The 17,081-nt window shown below is 41.2% G+C and carries 17 protein-coding genes and 1 pseudogene; 6 read left to right on the top strand and 12 right to left on the bottom strand.

Features of this window, described 5'->3' with window-relative positions; translation table 11 throughout:
• Positions 1 to 13: 13 nt before the first annotated feature.
• From gyrA to UNSWCS_RS12345, 11 genes and pseudogenes are all read right to left on the bottom strand, one after another.
• A complete protein-coding gene (gene gyrA / locus UNSWCS_RS05665; RefSeq protein WP_021087671.1) occupies positions 14 to 2,635 on the bottom strand; it encodes a DNA gyrase subunit A in 2,622 nt (873 codons plus the stop codon).
• 88 nt (positions 2,636 to 2,723) lie between these two features.
• Positions 2,724 to 3,548 (bottom strand): CheR family methyltransferase, encoded by an 825-nt coding sequence (locus UNSWCS_RS05660; RefSeq protein WP_021087654.1) that lies wholly within the window; start codon positions 3,546 to 3,548, stop codon positions 2,724 to 2,726.
• The gene (locus tag UNSWCS_RS05655; RefSeq protein WP_021087663.1) at positions 3,538 to 4,104 is read right to left on the bottom strand and encodes a CheB methylesterase domain-containing protein; all 567 of its coding nucleotides are present in this window, start codon (positions 4,102 to 4,104) and stop codon (positions 3,538 to 3,540) included. The genes UNSWCS_RS05660 and UNSWCS_RS05655 overlap by 11 nt, the downstream gene beginning before the upstream one ends.
• Positions 4,105 to 4,138: 34 nt before the next feature.
• A complete protein-coding gene (locus UNSWCS_RS05650; protein ID WP_021087705.1) occupies positions 4,139 to 5,839 on the bottom strand; it encodes a methyl-accepting chemotaxis protein in 1,701 nt (566 codons plus the stop codon).
• A gap of 67 nt (positions 5,840 to 5,906) precedes the next feature.
• A complete protein-coding gene (locus UNSWCS_RS05645; RefSeq protein ID WP_223227339.1) occupies positions 5,907 to 6,173 on the bottom strand; it encodes a FlhB-like flagellar biosynthesis protein in 267 nt (88 codons plus the stop codon).
• On the bottom strand, positions 6,170 to 7,816 hold the full coding sequence (locus UNSWCS_RS05640; RefSeq protein WP_021087697.1) for a flagellar hook-length control protein FliK: 1,647 nt from the start codon (positions 7,814 to 7,816) through the stop codon (positions 6,170 to 6,172). Before UNSWCS_RS05640 ends, UNSWCS_RS05645 begins: the two co-directional genes overlap by 4 nt.
• A 3-nt stretch (positions 7,817 to 7,819) precedes the next feature.
• On the bottom strand, positions 7,820 to 9,064 hold the full coding sequence (locus UNSWCS_RS05635; RefSeq protein ID WP_021087653.1) for an MFS transporter: 1,245 nt from the start codon (positions 9,062 to 9,064) through the stop codon (positions 7,820 to 7,822).
• Entirely contained in the window at positions 9,054 to 9,572 is a 519-nt protein-coding gene (locus tag UNSWCS_RS05630) for a hypothetical protein (RefSeq protein WP_235044389.1), read from the bottom strand. The genes UNSWCS_RS05635 and UNSWCS_RS05630 overlap by 11 nt, the downstream gene beginning before the upstream one ends.
• Positions 9,556 to 9,837, bottom strand: a complete 282-nt coding sequence (locus UNSWCS_RS05625; RefSeq protein ID WP_012001455.1) for an AtpZ/AtpI family protein — start codon at positions 9,835 to 9,837, stop codon at positions 9,556 to 9,558. The genes UNSWCS_RS05630 and UNSWCS_RS05625 overlap by 17 nt, the downstream gene beginning before the upstream one ends.
• Positions 9,837 to 11,120, bottom strand: a complete 1,284-nt coding sequence (hemL, locus tag UNSWCS_RS05620; RefSeq protein WP_021087652.1) for a glutamate-1-semialdehyde 2,1-aminomutase — start codon at positions 11,118 to 11,120, stop codon at positions 9,837 to 9,839. Before hemL ends, UNSWCS_RS05625 begins: the two co-directional genes overlap by 1 nt.
• 281 nt (positions 11,121 to 11,401) lie before the next feature.
• Positions 11,402 to 11,737: pseudogene (locus tag UNSWCS_RS12345) on the bottom strand (c-type cytochrome); the annotation flags it as partial.
• A gap of 83 nt (positions 11,738 to 11,820) precedes the next feature.
• On the opposite strand from UNSWCS_RS12345, the gene folD reads away from it, so the two are divergent.
• The 3 genes from folD to UNSWCS_RS05600 are packed head-to-tail and all read left to right on the top strand — an operon-like array spanning position 11,821 to position 14,225.
• On the top strand, positions 11,821 to 12,672 hold the full coding sequence (gene folD, locus UNSWCS_RS05610; RefSeq protein ID WP_021087707.1) for a bifunctional methylenetetrahydrofolate dehydrogenase/methenyltetrahydrofolate cyclohydrolase FolD: 852 nt from the start codon (positions 11,821 to 11,823) through the stop codon (positions 12,670 to 12,672).
• Between the two features lie 4 nt (positions 12,673 to 12,676).
• Entirely contained in the window at positions 12,677 to 13,582 is a 906-nt protein-coding gene (gene lepB / locus UNSWCS_RS05605) for a signal peptidase I (protein ID WP_021087685.1), read from the top strand.
• On the top strand, positions 13,569 to 14,225 hold the full coding sequence (locus UNSWCS_RS05600; RefSeq protein WP_021087668.1) for a site-2 protease family protein: 657 nt from the start codon (positions 13,569 to 13,571) through the stop codon (positions 14,223 to 14,225). Before lepB ends, UNSWCS_RS05600 begins: the two co-directional genes overlap by 14 nt.
• A gap of 18 nt (positions 14,226 to 14,243) precedes the next feature.
• On the opposite strand, the gene UNSWCS_RS05595 is transcribed toward UNSWCS_RS05600, so the two are convergent.
• Positions 14,244 to 15,629, bottom strand: coding sequence for a DUF4139 domain-containing protein (locus tag UNSWCS_RS05595; protein ID WP_021087678.1), 1,386 nt, complete (start codon positions 15,627 to 15,629; stop codon positions 14,244 to 14,246).
• Positions 15,630 to 15,738: 109 nt separating this feature from the next.
• On the opposite strand from UNSWCS_RS05595, the gene rpiB reads away from it, so the two are divergent.
• The 3 genes from rpiB to UNSWCS_RS05580 are packed head-to-tail and all read left to right on the top strand — an operon-like array spanning position 15,739 to position 17,080.
• Positions 15,739 to 16,182: a ribose 5-phosphate isomerase B gene (rpiB, locus tag UNSWCS_RS05590; protein ID WP_035143572.1), complete on the top strand. Its 444-nt coding sequence runs from the start codon at positions 15,739 to 15,741 to the stop codon at positions 16,180 to 16,182.
• A complete protein-coding gene (locus tag UNSWCS_RS05585) occupies positions 16,179 to 16,511 on the top strand; it encodes a hypothetical protein (RefSeq protein WP_002939538.1) in 333 nt (110 codons plus the stop codon). The genes rpiB and UNSWCS_RS05585 overlap by 4 nt, the downstream gene beginning before the upstream one ends.
• A 20-nt stretch (positions 16,512 to 16,531) precedes the next feature.
• Positions 16,532 to 17,080: an adenine phosphoribosyltransferase gene (locus tag UNSWCS_RS05580; RefSeq protein ID WP_021087664.1), complete on the top strand. Its 549-nt coding sequence runs from the start codon at positions 16,532 to 16,534 to the stop codon at positions 17,078 to 17,080.
• Position 17,081: the final 1 nt, after the last annotated feature.

The raw sequence follows: 17,081 nt of genomic DNA, 5'->3' as shown, positions 1-17,081 counted from the left end.
TTAACAGCAAAATCTATTCCAAAAGCCCCATATCTTCGCTTGGTGCTTCATCCTCGTCCTCGCCGTCTTCAGCCTTAGGGCATCTTGCGATACTTACAACATCGTCGCCATCGACATTTACGACGATCACGCCGCTTGTGTTACGTCCTGCTTTGCGGATACTTTGCATATCGACTCTGATCATCTTGCCGCTTGATGTTAGAGCCATAAGGTCTTGCTCTTCATCAACCATCACAACGCCAACAAGATCGCCTGTTCTGCTTGTTAGCTTCATGCAGATGACGCCTTTGCCACCGCGATTTGTCAAGCGGTACTCATCAGCGGTTGTGCGCTTGCCGATACCTTTTTGAGATATGCTTAAAATTTCTTGGTCATTGCTTTCGATGACTGCAGCGCCTACGACCTCATCGCCTGGCTCTTTAAATTTGATACCAGTTACGCCGCGTGCTGTTCTTCCCATTTGGCGAACCTTGCTGATCTTAAATTTAAGACACATGCCCTTTTTGGTAACGACAAATAGCATTGTCTCATCGCCTGAGTTTGCGTCCTCTTCGGCATTTGCACTATCTTCATCGATCTCGTTTTGAAGCTCTTCAACTTCAAGCACCTCTGTCTCAACACTTAACTCATTTTCAGGGTCAGTCACTGGCATATCATCGTATGTTTGAGCGATGAGTGCAGTTACTAGCTCGTCATTCTCATCGAGGCTTATAGCTCTTACGCCAACTGAGCGGATGTTTTTAAACTCACTTAAATTTGTGCGTTTTACGATGCCGTTTTTAGTAAAGAATGCTAGAGATTTGCTCTCGTCAAAGTCAGTCGTTGGGATGATCGCTTTGATCTTCTCATCAGGCTGCAACTGGATCAAATTTACAACTGCTTTGCCCTTTGCTGTGCGGCTTCCCTCTGGGATCTTATAGACTTTTAGCCAGTAGAGCTGTCCGCGGTCTGTCACAAACATAAGCGTATCGTGGGTATTTGAAGTAAAGAAGCTCTCTATAAAATCATCATCGTATGTAGTAACCGCTACTTTGCCCTTGCCGCCGCGTTTTTGCTTCTCATACTGTTTGCTTGGCACACGCTTGATGTAGCCGCGGTGTGTTATGGTTACGACCATATTTTCATTTGGTATGAGGTCCTCAATGTCGATATCATCGTAGTCATCAACGATCTCAGTAACTCTTGGTACTTTAAATTTATTTTTGATCTCAAGAAGCTCTTCTTTGATCAAATTTTCAAGCAATGTCTCGCTCTTTAAAATTTCATCAAGTCTTGCGATCTCGGCCATAAGCTCGGCTAGCTCGGCCTCTAGTTTTTCTCTCTCTAGGCCTGTAAGCTTGCTTAGACGCATATCAAGGATAGCGTTTGCTTGAAGCTCTGAGAGATTAAATTTACTCATCAAGCCTTCTCTAGCAACGGATGTATCGGCACTATTTCTAATAAGCTCAATAACCTCGTCGATGTTATCAAGTGCGATCTTTAGACCCTCTAAGATATGGGCTCTTGCGCGCGCTTTTTCAAGCTCAAATATCGTTCTTCTAATGATAACGGTTTTTCTATGATTTAAAAATAGCTTAAGTAGCTCGATAAGGTTAAATACCTTTGGCTCTTTGTTATTAATAGCAAGCATAATAACGCCAAAAGTGCTCTCCATCGTGGTTGATTTAAAGAGGTTATTTAGCACGATGTCGCTCATAGCGTCGCGTTTTAGCTCGATGACTACACGGATACCGTCTTTATCAGACTCATCTCTAACCTCGCTAATGCCATCTATCTGCTTATCTTTTACAAGCTCGGCGATCTGCTCGATGAGCCTTGCTTTGTTTGTCTGATAAGGTAGCTCGTCGATAACGATGACATCTTTGTTTGGCTTTTTTTCTATGTGAGTTTTGGCTCTTAGTTTGACCCTGCCACGACCTGTGCGGTAGGCCTCTATGATACCTTTTTTGCCAAAGATGATACCGCCAGTTGGGAAGTCTGGGCCTTTTATAAATTCCATCACCTCTTCAAGTGTCGCCTCTTTGTTTTCAAGAAGGAGCAAAAGACCGTCTATTAGCTCATCAAGGCTGTGTGGTGGGATGTTTGTCGCCATACCAACAGCGATACCGCTTGAGCCGTTTAATAATAAATTTGGCACACGGCTAGGCAAAACATCTGGCTCGACCTCTCTATCGTCGTAGTTTGGTACAAAATCAACCGTATCTTTGTCGATATCTTTTAAAAGCTCTTCAGTAAGCATGGTCATTCTAGCTTCAGTATAACGCATCGCAGCTGCGCCGTCGCCGTCAATCGAGCCAAAGTTTCCTTGTCCATCAACGACTGGATAACGCATAGAAAATTTCTGAGCCATACGAACAAGTGCGTCATAAACCGCTGTGTCGCCGTGTGGGTGGTACTTACCGATGACTTCACCGACGATACGAGCTGACTTCATATAGGCACTTCTGCTGCCAACGCCAAGATTATCCATAGCGTATAAAATTCTTCTATGAACTGGCTTTAGTCCGTCTCTAGCGTCAGGCAAAGCACGTCCGACGATGACGCTCATAGAGTAGTCAAGATAGCTATTTTTTATAGAATCTTCGATATCAACTGAAGCGATATCTTGAGTTAATTCAAGTAGATTGTCTTTCATTTTTATCCTTAAATTTAGCTTGTGGGATTTTAGCCAAAAATTGATAAAAACTTGCTAAGGGCAAAGCGGCCTGGGTTAAATTTAACCCTTAAGCGCGCTCGTAATATGTAGCTCCGTTTGAAAAACGCTTTGTGTAAAGTGGGGTGTATGGCACAAGATCAGCGTGTCCTGCGTAGAGCCTGCCCTCTGGTTTAAGTAGTTTGTGCAGCCTTTCTACGCACTTTAGCCTAAATGTATCGTCAAAATATATCATCATATTTCTTGAAAGGACGATGTCAAATTTACCAAGATTAAACATCGCATCGTCAAAGACATTTAAAATTTTAAACTCACACCTTGGTAAAATTTCTTTTTTGATGAAAAATTTATCATCTTTTTTTGTAAAAAATCTCTCTTTTTGAAACTCGCTTAGTCTGTGCAAGCTCCTCTCGCCGTAGCATCCCACACTACAAGCTTGTATGGCTTCTGAGTTTATGTCGATGCCAGTTAGCTGGATATCACTTTGTTTAAGGCCAAATTCATAAGCAAGCATAGCAAGAGAATAGACCTCATCGCCGGTCGAGCAAGGTGCGCATAAAATTCTAGCCTCCCCAAGCTCTTTTGCGTAGTAGATCACGTCTTTTAGCTGGGCTAGCTCTCTATAAAAATATGTCTCATTTACGGTGACTAAATTTAAAAGATCTTGCCTAAGCAGCGTGTCAAATCTTATCATCGAAACTAACTCTTTAAAGCTTTTTATCTGGCGATTTTTGGCAAATATACTAACTCTTTGCAGAGTGATATCTCTCTTTGGCTCTAGATCAACCCCGCAAAGCGTCTTTATAGTGCTCATAAATTCGTTAAATCCATCCATATCGCTTGGTGCTTTTGCCTCTAAAACTTCGCTTTGTTTATCCACTTTGTTAAAAAGCATTTAAAAACTCCTCAAGCTCTTTTCTTATCATCATTAAATTTAACGATTTTAAATTTTGATTTAGCTCTTTAGCACGCTTTGGCATGCCATAAACTATCGCGCTCTCTTCGTTTTCAGCTATGCATTTTGCACCTGCTTTATAGAGCTTATCAAGCCCAGCTGCGCCATCATCGCCGATGCCAGTTAGCAAGATCGCGAGTAAATTTACATTTTTGGAGATCTGCGTGCCTGAGTTAAAAAGCACATCAACATTTGGCGTATATATCGTTTTTATCTCAGGTTGTGGCTTTGCACTAACTGGCAAAGTCGCTGAAATTTCAAAATTTTGATCACAGATATAGACGATATTTTCTCTTAAATTTGTCTTTTCGCTTAGAATTTCAACATTTATGTTGCACTCCCTGCCCATTTGCGTGACAAATGAGTTTATAAACATCTTATTCATATGCTGAGCTATGACGACCATCGCACCATTTAAATTTATATCTTTTAATAGTTTTTTTATATGACCTGGGCCTCCTGTAGAAGCCCCTATTAAGACCAGTTTTTGAGCCACTAATTGCCTTTAAATTTAAAATTTACCACACAAATCAAGTTCTAAATTCGCCAAGTTTTGCATTTAGCGTATCTGTCATCTTGTTTAGATGCTCAGCAGCTGAAGCTATCTCTTCTACGCTTCTTGCACTTTGAGATGAAATTTGACTTATGCCCTCCATGCTTTTTACTATATCGTCAATATCCTTGCCAGTCTTTATATAGTCCTCGATAGTTTTATCAGATAGTCCTATGGCTGATCTCATGATACCACTCATATCTCTTATGGTGTTTTGCGCGTTGTTTGCCACGCCTGTTAGCTCGCTTATTTGTTTAGAATTTATACTCATTTGCTCGCTACTTTCATTTATCGCTTGAACGATGACGTTGATAGTTGCGTTTATCTCAGTGAGGCTCTTTTGAGTGCGCTCAGCTAGCTTTCTAACCTCATCGGCAACGACTGCAAAGCCACGTCCATGCTCGCCTGCACGTGCTGCTTCGATGGCTGCATTAAGAGCTAGTAAATTTGTCTGATCAGCGATGTCATTGATAACCACAAGGACTGACTTTACCTGCTCGGCATCTCGGCTAAGCTGCTCGATCTTGCCAGCCATTTGATTTTCTATATCTGATGTCTGAGCGATCTCTGAAGATAAATTTGAGATAGTATTTAGCGTCTCATCAACGTAGCTTAGCGCCTTTTGAAGATCATCTTTGCCGCCTTTTGCAACTTCGATTGACTCTTTCATATATGATTGTATCTCAGTGCAATCCTTCCCAGCGTCCTCAACTATCTTGCTTGAGTTTTCTACCCCGCGACCAGTTTGGACTGAGGTTGAGCTAAGCTCATTTGCGATGGAGCTGTTTTCATTTGAGATATCTTTTGCCTCCGAGATTAAAACCCTTACTTTTTCTATAAATTTATTTATAGCCTCGCTTGCCTTTGCTATCTCATCTTTGCCTACAACTTCTAGTTTTCTAGTTAAGTCGCCATCGCCGCTTGAGAGGTTTGTAGCTCGCAAGATTAGCTCATTTAGCGGTTTTGTGATAGAAATTTTAGAATAAAGCATGGCAACTATTAGTGAGATGATTAAAACTACTACGGCTATAACAACAAAATTTGTAGTGTTTGCCTTAGCATCATTTTGCATAGTGGCTGAAATTTTATCTATCTCTTTATACATACCCTCAAGATTAACAACAGACATCAGCACTACATCTTCATGAAAGAGGTTTAGTTTTAGCCCTTTTCCTATCTTTCTAGTCGTTGAGCCATCTTTTGCTTTAGCTACAAAATTTACAAAAGCGCCCTCGCTATTTTCTGAGGCTTTTTGCATGAGATCTTTTATGTATTTATAGCCATCTGCGTCAGTTGCTTCAAGTCTATCAAGACCGTTATACTCAGGCACTCCAGGACTAGAGATAACCACACCTTTTGTAGTGTAGATACTAAAGTATCCCTTTTTATCATCGCCAAATCTAGCCTTTGAGAGATAGTCGATGATATCTTCTTTTTGATCTTCTATGGTCTCGTTTGCGTCGTCATAGACCTCTTGAATTTTTAGCAAAATGTTTGAAACGATATCCATCTCTTCACTTAAAGCTGCCCTTTTATTGGCTAAGACCGTTTCAGTCAGCTGCTTGGTAGAAAATTCTATCGCTTTGTTTTGCTCGTAAATGTTTAGAAAGACTAAAATGGCTCCAAGCACCAGCAGGGACGAGACGATCATCATCGTCACTTTTGATGAAATTTTCATAATACCTCCTTTTTTAATGTTTAAATTTCCTTAATTTTGAGATTATAGCACTATTAAAGTGAAATATTTACTTTTTATTTGTGATCTTATATAAAAAGCTAAATATCTCAGCCACCGCCTTATATAAATTTGGCGGTATCTCTTGATCGACCTCGACCTTGCTTAAAATTTCAATGAGATCAGGATCCTCTTTGATCGGTATGTCATGCTCTTTTGCAAGGCTTATTATCTTATTTGCTATCTCGCCAGCACCGCTTGCAAGCACCTTTGGAGCGTTATCTTGCGATCTGTTGTAGCCAAGAGCGACGGCTTTTTTCTTATTTACTTGCATCAAATTTTCTTATCAAAGCCCACATCAAGGCCGCCAAAATTTTTAAATCTATCGTTTAGCTTCACCTTTGGCAAGGTTTTGATGTTAAAATTTGAAACGATTAGTCCAAGCTTTGAGATAGCCTGCTTTAGCTCGCTTGAATTTCCTAAGATAAGCTCTTTAAACTCATTTGTCTGCGTTGCCACCGATAGATCTATATAGCGTTTATCCACAAGCCCTACCATCACATTTATCTGGCCAAATTTTTTAAAATTTAGATCGATCTGGGCATAAAATTTATCCTTTTTGCCCTGCTTAAACGCGACATTTCCGCCCTCCACGCCGTCCCAGATATAAGGCATATAGGTTTGTATGCCTCCTTGCAAGCTTGAGACCATCTGGTGCATTTCTATTTGCGAGATCATCTTGTTTGCAGCATTGACGGTCTGGGCGTTTTGGCTCTTTTCACTGATATTTAAAAGCGTGCTTTTTACATCTTGATTTAGCACCTTTGAAATTTCACTGCCACTCTTTGTCGTGATGTTGTTTATGTCATTAGTGGCTAGTTTTAGCTGCTTTAAAAGCGCCTTGCTCTCAGATAGCTCGCTTTTGGCTGTGCTTGCTTCTGGGTCTGCCAAGCTTAGGCTGTGAGCTAGGCGTCTTGCTGCACTTTGGAGCTTATCTTGCAAGCTGCCCTCTTTTGAGACGTCGCTAAGCTCATTAAATGCCTTTACAAGCCCAGCTTCATCACCTATGTTATTTAGCATTTTTAGATCGTTTTTTAGGCTCTCAAGGATAGCTTTTAGCTCTTTGTGATTTTGTGTAAAGCCAAAGTTTTGATTTAGCTTTTCACTCGCTAAATTTGCTACCTTCTCGCTTAAATTTGAGATGAAATTCTCCATCTTGACTATCTGGCTTTTAACAGCGTCTGCGCTTTGCTCTTTTGAGAAGTTTTTATCTAGAAATTTAGCCACATTATCAAGCTTATCCACATCTTTTAAAAGCGTTTTTATGCTTGAGTTATCAAGGATGTTTTTAGCATCACCGCTCGCTTTTTCAAGCATAGAAGTAAGCTTCATAAATGAGTTTTGATTATCCAAGCTCTCATCATTTAGGGTTAAAATTTGACTAAGCAAATTTTGATTTGAGAGATTTTTTATATCGCTTAGTAGCTTTTGTATCGAGCTTGGCAGCTTCTCTGGAGTAAGTGCATCTTTTAAATTTGCTTCAAGCATGACGCCAGAGTTTTTGATCTGATCATTTAGCGAGCCAGCTTTAAGATCGGCTATTGGCTTTAGAAATTCTTTTAGTTTTAGTGCAAGGCTCTTTATCTCAGGGCTTTCATTTTGCGCAGCTTCTGCCTCTAAGCTTTTGGCAAGATCTGAGAGCTCACTTGCTAAATTTGGAGCGATCTTGGTGTCTTTTGCCTGAGATAAAATTTGCTCAGCTTTGCTAAGACTTGAAGCGCTTTTTAGATCATCAAGCACCCTTGCAACTAGCTTGCCAACGTTATCAAGGGCGTTTGAGACGGTCTGCTCGCTTGGCGTCCCAGCTGGCTGATTTTTAAAAAGCGAACCCTCGTTTTTACGGACAGGCACGTTTTGGGTGGCGTTTTGCCCAGTTTGAACCGAGGTGTTTGATATATTTAGAGAATTTGCTACGTCCATTTTCTACTTTTTATTTTCTCTATCGGCAAAATTGCCATTTTGCTGAATAGTAGCTATGCCAGCCGTCCTTGCAACGAGCCTGTCGTTGTACTCTTTTCTCATGTGCTGTGGTATGGTCTTTTGCGTTAGTGCAAATAAAATAAGCCCAACATAAAGCACCAAATAGACATAGATAAAGCCAAATGCGCCAAAAATTTTCATCGCATAGCTCATAAGAAGTGGCGAGAAAAGCGAGGCAAAAGAGTAGCTAAAAAGCAGCGCACGCGCCACTTGGACGCTCTTTGTCTTGTCTGTGATCTCGTCATTTGCCCTAGCGAGCGAAAGTCCGTATGTGCAAAAAATGCCACCGCCAAAGAAAAATGAAAGTATGTATTGAATGATCAAATTTGAGCCATTTAGCAAAAAGAGTGCCGCACTAACTAATGCCACGGCGCTACAAAGCAAGAGCGCTGGGCGTCTGCCGTATTTATCTGAAAAGCCTCCGATAAATGTTTGAGCCAAAAAGCCCCCAGCCATCGCTATGGTCATAAAAAATGACGCCTCTTTTGCGCTATATCCTTGAAGCAAGACAAAGAGGCTTGCCATCGAAAAAAAGCCATTTATCGCAAGTCCTGCAACTAGCGCTCCCACAAGGGCAAGTGGGACGATACCAAAAATTTTTGGGATGTTTATGGGTTGGCGCTGCGGGATTTGAGGCTGGTTGATACGGATTAAATTTAAAGGTATGCTTGAGAGCATGATAAAGGCTGCGCTGATGATGAAAATTTCAAATGCGCTAAGATCAAGCGCTAAGATCAAAATTCCAAGTCCAAAGCTCGTGTAGAAAACGCACTCGTAAAAGGCGATGACGCGCGATCTTATCTTGTTTGGGATCTTAGCGTTTAGCCAGCTCTCTATAACCATCAAAAGTGCGTAGTAGCAATATCCCAAAAAGGCTCGCAAAATCGCCCAAAATATCAAATTTTCACTTATGGCGTGAAGCATGGCTGAGACTGCAAAGATAGCTGAAAAGATAGCAAAAGCTCTGATGTGGCCGGTGGTTGAGATGATCCTGTGCGCTGTGATCGTGCTAATTAACGCTCCTATAAAAAATCCAGTGTTAATTAGTCCAATCGCAAGCTCGCCTACGCCATTTTGCTTAAGAAGCGCACTACAAGATGCGATGACTAGGCCATTACCTATAAAAAGTAGGCTCATACCTAAAAATAGCGGCCCCATCGAGCGAATGATCCTAAAGCTACTTGCCATCTGCGTCCTTTCTCAAATTATTTTGCATTATCCCAAAGATAAAAGCTCCAATAGGCATCGGAGCAAGCCCCACTAAAAAGCCAGGCACGTTTAGTAAATTTTCATTTTTTAAAAATATAAATCCAAAAAAAAGTATCGCGTAAGCGACCAAACGATAAGGCATAAATGCCGCCACAAAGCTTCTATCTTTAAATGAAAATTTCTGCTTTTTTAGCCTTGCCTTTTCATCTTTTAGGCTAAGCTCTTTTGCCTCATTTTGGGGCAAAATTTCTTCATCCTCTTCGTCCTCTTCTTCTATCTTGGCTAAAATTTCATCTCTTGCATTTTCTAGCCTTGAGTTTATGCGATTTTTATAGGCAAAAAAGCTAGCCGTTAGGATGATAAGCGAGGCAAAAAATGAAATTTGCGAGCTTATAAAAAATTGATTTGATATAAATTTGCCAACCGCGCTAAAGGCTAGCCAAAGCGCAAAGTAGCAAATAAAAAGCCTGCTAATCGTCCTCGTCATCATCGTCTTTTGTGTAGCCTTTATATCTAGTCTCGTCCTTTAGCTCATCTAGGCTTTTAACCTGTGCTTTATAGGCTTTATAGACATTTAAAATGGCAGCTGCGATGCCAATAGCAAAGCCTATCCAAAGCGCTGGCGTGAAATTTGTAGCCTTTTTTACAAGATATCCTAGCCCAGTGCCAAGCAAGATCGCAACTACGATTGAAACGCCGAGGCTTAGCTGCTCAGCCCCTGCTACGATATCTTTTATCTTAAATTTTGCCATTAAGCTTTTATCTCCATAAATGCCTCTTTAGCTGCGTTTACCGCTAGATCGATATCAGCTTCACTCATCGCATCACAGATAAATCCAGTCTCAAACTGGCTAGGTGCAAGATAAATTCCACGCTTAAGCATCGCTTGGTGAAATTTAGCAAAGAGTTTTGTATCGCTTTTTAGCGCATCATCGTAGTTTTTTACTGCATGCTCTGTAAAAAAGTAGCCAAACATCGAGCCACGAACCTCGGTTTGGATAGTGATGCCAGCGCTTTTTGCTGCCTCTTTGAAGCCGTCCATTAGTTTTAGTGCAAGTTTTTCAAGTCTAGCATATAAATTTACATCGCTATTTATCTTTGAAATTGCCGCTATACCAGCGCTCATCGCCACTGGGTTACCACTTAGCGTGCCTGCTTGATAGACAGCGCCTTCTGGGCTTAGGCAGTCCATGATTTCAGCTTTGCCACCAAATGCAGCGACGTTCATGCCTCCGCCTATAACCTTGCCAAATGTGACAAGATCGGCATCCACCTCGTGAAATGGATATGAGCCAAGGCAAGAAGCCCTAAAGCCGCTCATAACCTCATCAAGAATGAGCACAGCGCCAAATTTATCGCAAAGCTCTCTAAGCTCATGTAAAAATTTCTTATCAGCTGGCACAAGCCCCATATTTCCAGCGATTGGCTCGATTATGACGACGCCTATTTTGTCTTTGTTGTTCTCAAAAATGGCTTTTACGCTCTCTATATCGTTGTAGATAGCCAAAAATGTATTTTTCACAACATCTTGTGGCACGCCGCCGCTCGAAGCGTTGCCGTATGTCGTAGCGCCACTTCCTGCCTTGATAAGAAGTGCGTCGCTGTGCCCGTGGTAGCAGCCTTCAAATTTGATAAGTCCATCTTTTTTGGCATATCCTCTAGCCACTCTGATAGCGCTCATGGTAGCCTCCGTGCCAGAGCTAACGAAGCGAATTTTATCTATTTGTTTAAACTCATCACATATTAGCTTTGCTAGAGCGGTCTCTTTTGGTGAGGGAGCGCCGTAAGATACGCCTTGTTTTACAGCAGAGATGATCGCCTCTTCGATATCTTTGTCGCAGTGACCAAAGATGAGCGGACCCCAGCTTTGGATAAAGTCAAGGTACTTTTTGCCCTCAACGTCGTATAGATAAGCGCCCTTTGCGTGATCTATCATCACAGGCTCGCCTCCAACGCTACCAAATGCACGAACAGGTGAATTTACGCCGCCTGGGATATATTTTTTAGCTTCACTAAATGCCTCTTTATTTGTCATTTTTTATCCTTTTGATTTTGTGTTTTTAAATTTGTCTTTTGATTATCTTTTTGATTTATTACTGGCTTTGCTGGTGACTTTGGTGCCTGCGCAGTGGCTGACTTTGCGGGATCAGCTGGTTTTACTGGGGCCTTTTGTGCCTGCGCGGTGGCTGGCTCTACTGCTTTTGCGCTTGGGGCGGCTTTGGCAGGTTCAGGCTGTTTTTGCGTAGCAGCAGGAGTGGCTGGCTTAGCTAAATTTTTGGGTGCTACTTTTGCCGCTTTTGCAGGAGTTTTCATCTGATTTGTGATGTATTCATAAAGTATAGTCGTCTCCTCGTCTGTCAAAAAATAGCTTGGCATGACGCCTTTTGGCTTTGTAAGAGCTGCTTTAAAGCTTTCAAAATCTATATCGTTTATCTTTGGCGCTCTAAGCTCATCATCGACCGTTTTGTTTGCTTTTTTGTCAAAGTGCTTGTATTTAGAGATTAGGCTGCCCTCGCCCTTTGCGCCGTGACATTTATCACAGCCTATGCCACGTGGATTTAGGTAGAGCATCTTGGCGTATTCGGTCTTTGTGATAAAATCAGCACCAAAAATCGCCACGCAAAAAAGCAAAATCAAAAAAACAGACCTCATAAACCTCTCTTTTAAAAATTTAATTTATTTTTAGGTATGATACCACCCTTGTGATTAAAAAAGCTTTTAAGTAAGGATCGAATATGAAAATTTTAGACGGAAAAGCCGTATCTTTAAAGGTCAAAGAAAGCGTAAAAGTAAGAGCTGATGAGCTAAAGAAATTTGGTGTCGAGCCAACCTTAGCCGTCGTCTTGGTCGGCGAAGATAAGGCATCTCAAACATACGTTAGAGCCAAAGAGAAAGCCTGCAACGAATACGGCATAAAAAGCGTAGCTCACCGTCTAAGTGAAAATACAACCCAAAACGAGCTACTTGCCCTTATAAACGTGCTAAATTTAGACGATAGCATCCATGGCATCTTGGTTCAGCTACCACTGCCAAAGCACATCGATACAAACGTCGTGCTCGCAGCGATCGATCCACGAAAAGATGTAGATGGCTTTCACGCTGTAAATGTTGGCAAGCTTGTTAGCGGGCTTGATGGCTTCGTGCCTTGCACACCGCTTGGCGTGATGGAGATTTTAAAAGAGTATGGCATAGAAGTAGCTGGGCTAAATGCGGTGGTGATCGGCAGAAGCAACATCGTTGGCAAACCTATGGCAAATTTACTCCTAAATGCCTCTGCAACGGTTACAGTGACACACAGCAAGACTAAAAATTTAAAAGAAATTTGCAAAAATGCTGACCTCATCGTTGCAGCCATTGGCAAGCCATTTTTCTTAAAGGCTGATATGGTAAAAGATGGCGCGGTAGTCATTGATGTGGGCATAAATAGACTTGATGATGGCAGGCTTGTGGGCGATGTGGATTTTGACGAGGTCGCACCAAAATGCTCATATATCACGCCTGTTCCTGGCGGCGTTGGACCTATGACCATAGCCATGCTTTTAAACAACACAATCCTTGCTGCACAGGCAAAAAAAATTAAAGAGTGAGATAATGAAGAGAGCTTTTACTAAATTTTATGACTTTTGCTCGAGCTGGACAGGCACGGTTATCATCGTTTTGCTTGTCATTTTCTTTGTGGCTCAAGCCTTTGTGATCCCGTCTGGTTCGATGAAAAACACGCTTTTGGTTGGGGATTTTTTATTTGCTAAAAAGTATGTTTATGGCATACCAACACCAAGAATTCCTTGGCTTGAGATGAAAATTTTACCTGAGCTAAATGACAATGGTCACCTCATCACTGGCGATGGTCCTGCCAGGGGCGATATAGTCGTATTTCGCTATCCAAACGATGAGAAAACTCACTTTGTAAAGCGCTGCTTTGCAACCAGCGAGGACGAGATCGTTTTTACTGAAAAAGCCCTCTATCTACGCCCAAAAGAGGGAGATAGCTTCATAAAGGCAAACTGCCGTGAAAATTTAAACGGCAAAGATAGTAAATTTGGCTACTCGTGTAGCGATATAGCCGAACTTGATGGCAAGCTTTTCATAAAAGAGCCATATAGATTTAGCGGCATCCATTACGACGAAAATGTAAATTTATTTGAGCAGATGGTTTTCATGCTAAATACAAACAAATCAAACGTTTTTATGAAGCCAGCGCTCATTAGCTCACTACCGCAAAATCCAAATTTTAACTTTAACGCTTTTTACGTCAAAGTGCCAAAAGATGAATACTTTATGATAGGTGACAACCGCGACCACTCAAACGATAGCCGTTTTTGGGGAAGCGTGGCTTACAAAGATATAGTTGGACAGCCTTGGTTTATATATTTTAGCTGGGACAATAACTACAATGTGCGCTGGGAGCGTATTGGACGCTTTGTAGATACGATAGAAAACGATGAGTTTTTCACAAAACAAGCTTTAAAAGAAGGAGAAGTTGATGGACTTCACTAATTTTGACCCCATAAAAGTCGCCACTATCGTCCTCTCTTTAATAATCGCCATCGTCGGCCACGAGATCGCTCACGGATATGTCGCTTATAAATTTGGCGACAACACAGCAAAAAACCTTGGCAGACTTAGCATAAATCCTATAAAACACATCGATCTTGTTGGCACTATCATCGTGCCACTGGTGCTTTATCTAAGCACTGGTATGATGTTTGGCTGGGCAAAACCAGTGCCTGTAAATACCTACACAGTCGTGCGAAATGGCGGCTACAAGGCAGCTATCTACGTAAGTCTAGCTGGTATTTGCTACAACGTCATCTTAGGCATCTTATCGCTTTTTGTGCTAAAGGCTCTATTAAACATAGAAACCTTTGAAATTTTACTTCAGTTTTTATTTACGCTTGCGCTTTTAAATTTGATGTTAGCTATATTTAACCTCTATCCGATCCCGCCACTTGATGGCTTTCACGCGCTCGAGTATGCTCTTAGAAATTTTGGCTTTCACGCACTGGCAGAGAAGCTTGAGAGCATCTCGCGATATGGCTTTGTCATCCTTATCATCATCCTCGTCTCGCCTTTAAAAAATACTATCTTTTATCCGACAAGATACGTTTTAGATATCGCAAGTGCATTTATAAACGGCTAAATTTAGAGCAAATTTGCTCTAAATTTTTGGCTTTGTGATCTTATAAGAGTACTCTTTTTTAAATTCCTCTTTTGGTGCAAGGCTAAATTTAAGCTCTACCTTGCCATCTTTGCTGATATCTTTTTTATCAAAGCCCTTTATCTCGACCTTTACCGCCTCGTCAGCAGATACTGGCACACGCTCCACCAAAGTGACATCGACACTCTTGCTTGAGTTATTTTTGACACTTATCTCATAGCCCTCTTCGCTTATTCGCTCTTTGCCAAGAAGCGAGCTCTTTTTAAATTTATTTAAGCGCTCTTTTTTAAGCTCGATTAGCTCGTTTTGTCCTAAAAATAGCTGCACTGGCTCATCTTTTGCTTTCATCTCAAACTCACTAGGACTACCAACACTCACGCCATTAACGTAAAACTGCGTTTTAGCTGGTGTTAGATCATCATTTAGCTTAAAGCTAGCTACGTTATATGCCTTTAGCGAGCCGTAAAAATCAGCAAAAACGCTAAAATTTGCATCCATTTTTTGCGTGTCGTAAGTTATATATTTGCTCTCACCTTTTGCTAAATTTATCCCATCTATCTTCCAAATTTTAGCAAACTCATTCTCATCTCTTTGCACACGCATATCAGCGACCTCAGCGGCGACTTTCGCAGCTCTTAGCATATTTTTCGAAGCGCCGTAACCATCAGCCTCCGCCTCACTCTCCTCGTACCAAGGGTAAAACTTGCTTGGAGCAAGCGCCTTTTGATATCTGGTCGGATAGATGGCGAGCTTTAAATTTTTAACATCACTGGCAAATGGGTTTGTGAGTAAAATTTCTTGTTTTATCAAGATGTTTTTGTTTTTTGTGTCTGCGTAAATTTCATTTAGCGTCTTTGGCGCCTCATCATCCATATATGAAAGCGTCGCCTCTTTTGGGTCGCAAGCAAATTTCATATCAAGCTGCAAAAATCCAGCCATCTCGCTCTTTGGCTCGTTTTCTTTAAGCGCTTCAAGCTCACTTTTAGCAGCTGAAATTTTCTCGATATTTTCTAGGCTAAATTTATAAAACTCATCAGCTCTTTTTGTCACATCGTTACTTTTGTTTTCTTCTACTAAAGCTTGCTCTATAAACCTACCTCTTGCATTTAGTGCCTCAAGCTTGTTACTTAAATTTGCAACTTCTTGCTTCCATTTTATGTAACTTGGGCTATTTTCTTCGCTGATCTTTTTTAGATAAGCATTCGCGTCACAATCCCCATTTATAGTGATGTTCTCACTCTGCACACCCTCTGGCACAAAGGCACTAAAAGAGCTATTTGCATCACTAAATTTTTGAGTGATGATGGTTTGATCTGTGTAGAACTCTATCAAATTTTCATTTGCAAAGGCTAGCGTAGAAGCCACTAAAAAGAGTGCTTTTTTCACATTTTCTCCTTTAAATTTTTGGTAAATTATAGCTTCATTTTGGCTGAGAGTAAAATTTTATTTTAATGCAACTTTGACTATAATCAACAAAAAATTTAACGGACTTTTCATGAAGATAGACAAAGTTTTCTTAGCTAGCGATCACGCTGGTTTTGAGCTAAAAAACGAGCTTAAAGAGGCTATTAAAGGGCTTGGATACGAAGTAGTTGATCTTGGCACAAATGATAAAAATAGCGTTGATTACCCTGATTATGCGCATTTGCTAGCAAGCAAGCTTGAGCCTAACTGCTACGGCGTGCTAGTTTGTGGCACTGGCATAGGCATATCAATAGCTGCAAACAGGCACGAAAACGTAAGGTGCGCCCTTTGCCACGACGAATTTACCGCTAGACTTGCTAGAGAGCACAACGACGCAAACGTGATCGCTTTTGGCGCAAGGGTTATTGGCGCAGGCGTGGCTATCTCGGCGATTGAAGCGTTTTTAAAGACTGAGTTTGCAGGCGGCAGACACGAAAGAAGAGTCAAAAAAATAGAGCTTGAGGCAAGCAAATGATAGGCGAGTGGATCGTTTTTACCGCTCTTGTTTGTGCTGCGATCTACCTAACCGTCATGGTTTTTTACTTCAAAACGCTTCTGAAAAAAGAGCGTGCGACAAAAGATTTTATGAAAAATAACCTCCAAGATACCGAGGTCGTCATAAGAAAATTTCAGATCCAACTTCAACGAAGTCTAGGCAACATCGACATCTTGACAGACGAGCTAAACAAAACTAAAAACGACGTAACCTCACTTCGCACAAGAAATTCTCAGTACCGTCTAGAAAACGACAAGCTAAGACAACGCATACGTGAGCTTGAAGGCAAGATCGAAGCGCTACTATAACCTCAAATTTAAGGAAATTTATGAAAATTTTAGATCAAAAAGGCAAAGAATTTTTACTAAACTCTATTCGCTGCATAAACGATTTTCCAAAGCCTGGCATAGTCTTTCGCGACATCACGACGCTACTAAATAACAAAGAGGCTTTTAACTTTTTGATAGACCATTTGGCTGATAGATATGAGGGTGCTAGTATCGACTACATCGCTGGCATCGAGTCTCGTGGCTTCATCTTTGGTGCGGCGCTTGCAGCAAGGCTAAGGCTGCCTTTTGTACCTATTCGCAAGCCAAAAAAACTACCTTTTATCACACTTTCTCAAAAATATAGCCTAGAATACGGCGTTGATGAAGTGCAAATTCACATCGATGCTTTTGGAGAAAAAGCAGGCGCTAGAGTGCTTTTGATGGACGATCTCATAGCCACTGGAGGTACTGCAAAGGCTTCAGTTGAGCTTATCAATCAAACTAACGCAACCTGCGTAGAGGCGTGCTTTATCGTAGATCTAGTCGATCTAAAAGGTAGCGAAAAGCTAAAGTCGCTTACTAAAATTTACAGCGTTTTAGAGGTTTAGT

It is taken from the genome of Campylobacter concisus UNSWCS (genome assembly GCF_000466685.1).
GTDB classification, from domain to species: domain Bacteria; phylum Campylobacterota; class Campylobacteria; order Campylobacterales; family Campylobacteraceae; genus Campylobacter_A; species Campylobacter_A concisus_A.
Note: the sequence above shows the minus strand (reverse complement) of the source record. Positions and strands in the feature narration are given on the sequence as shown.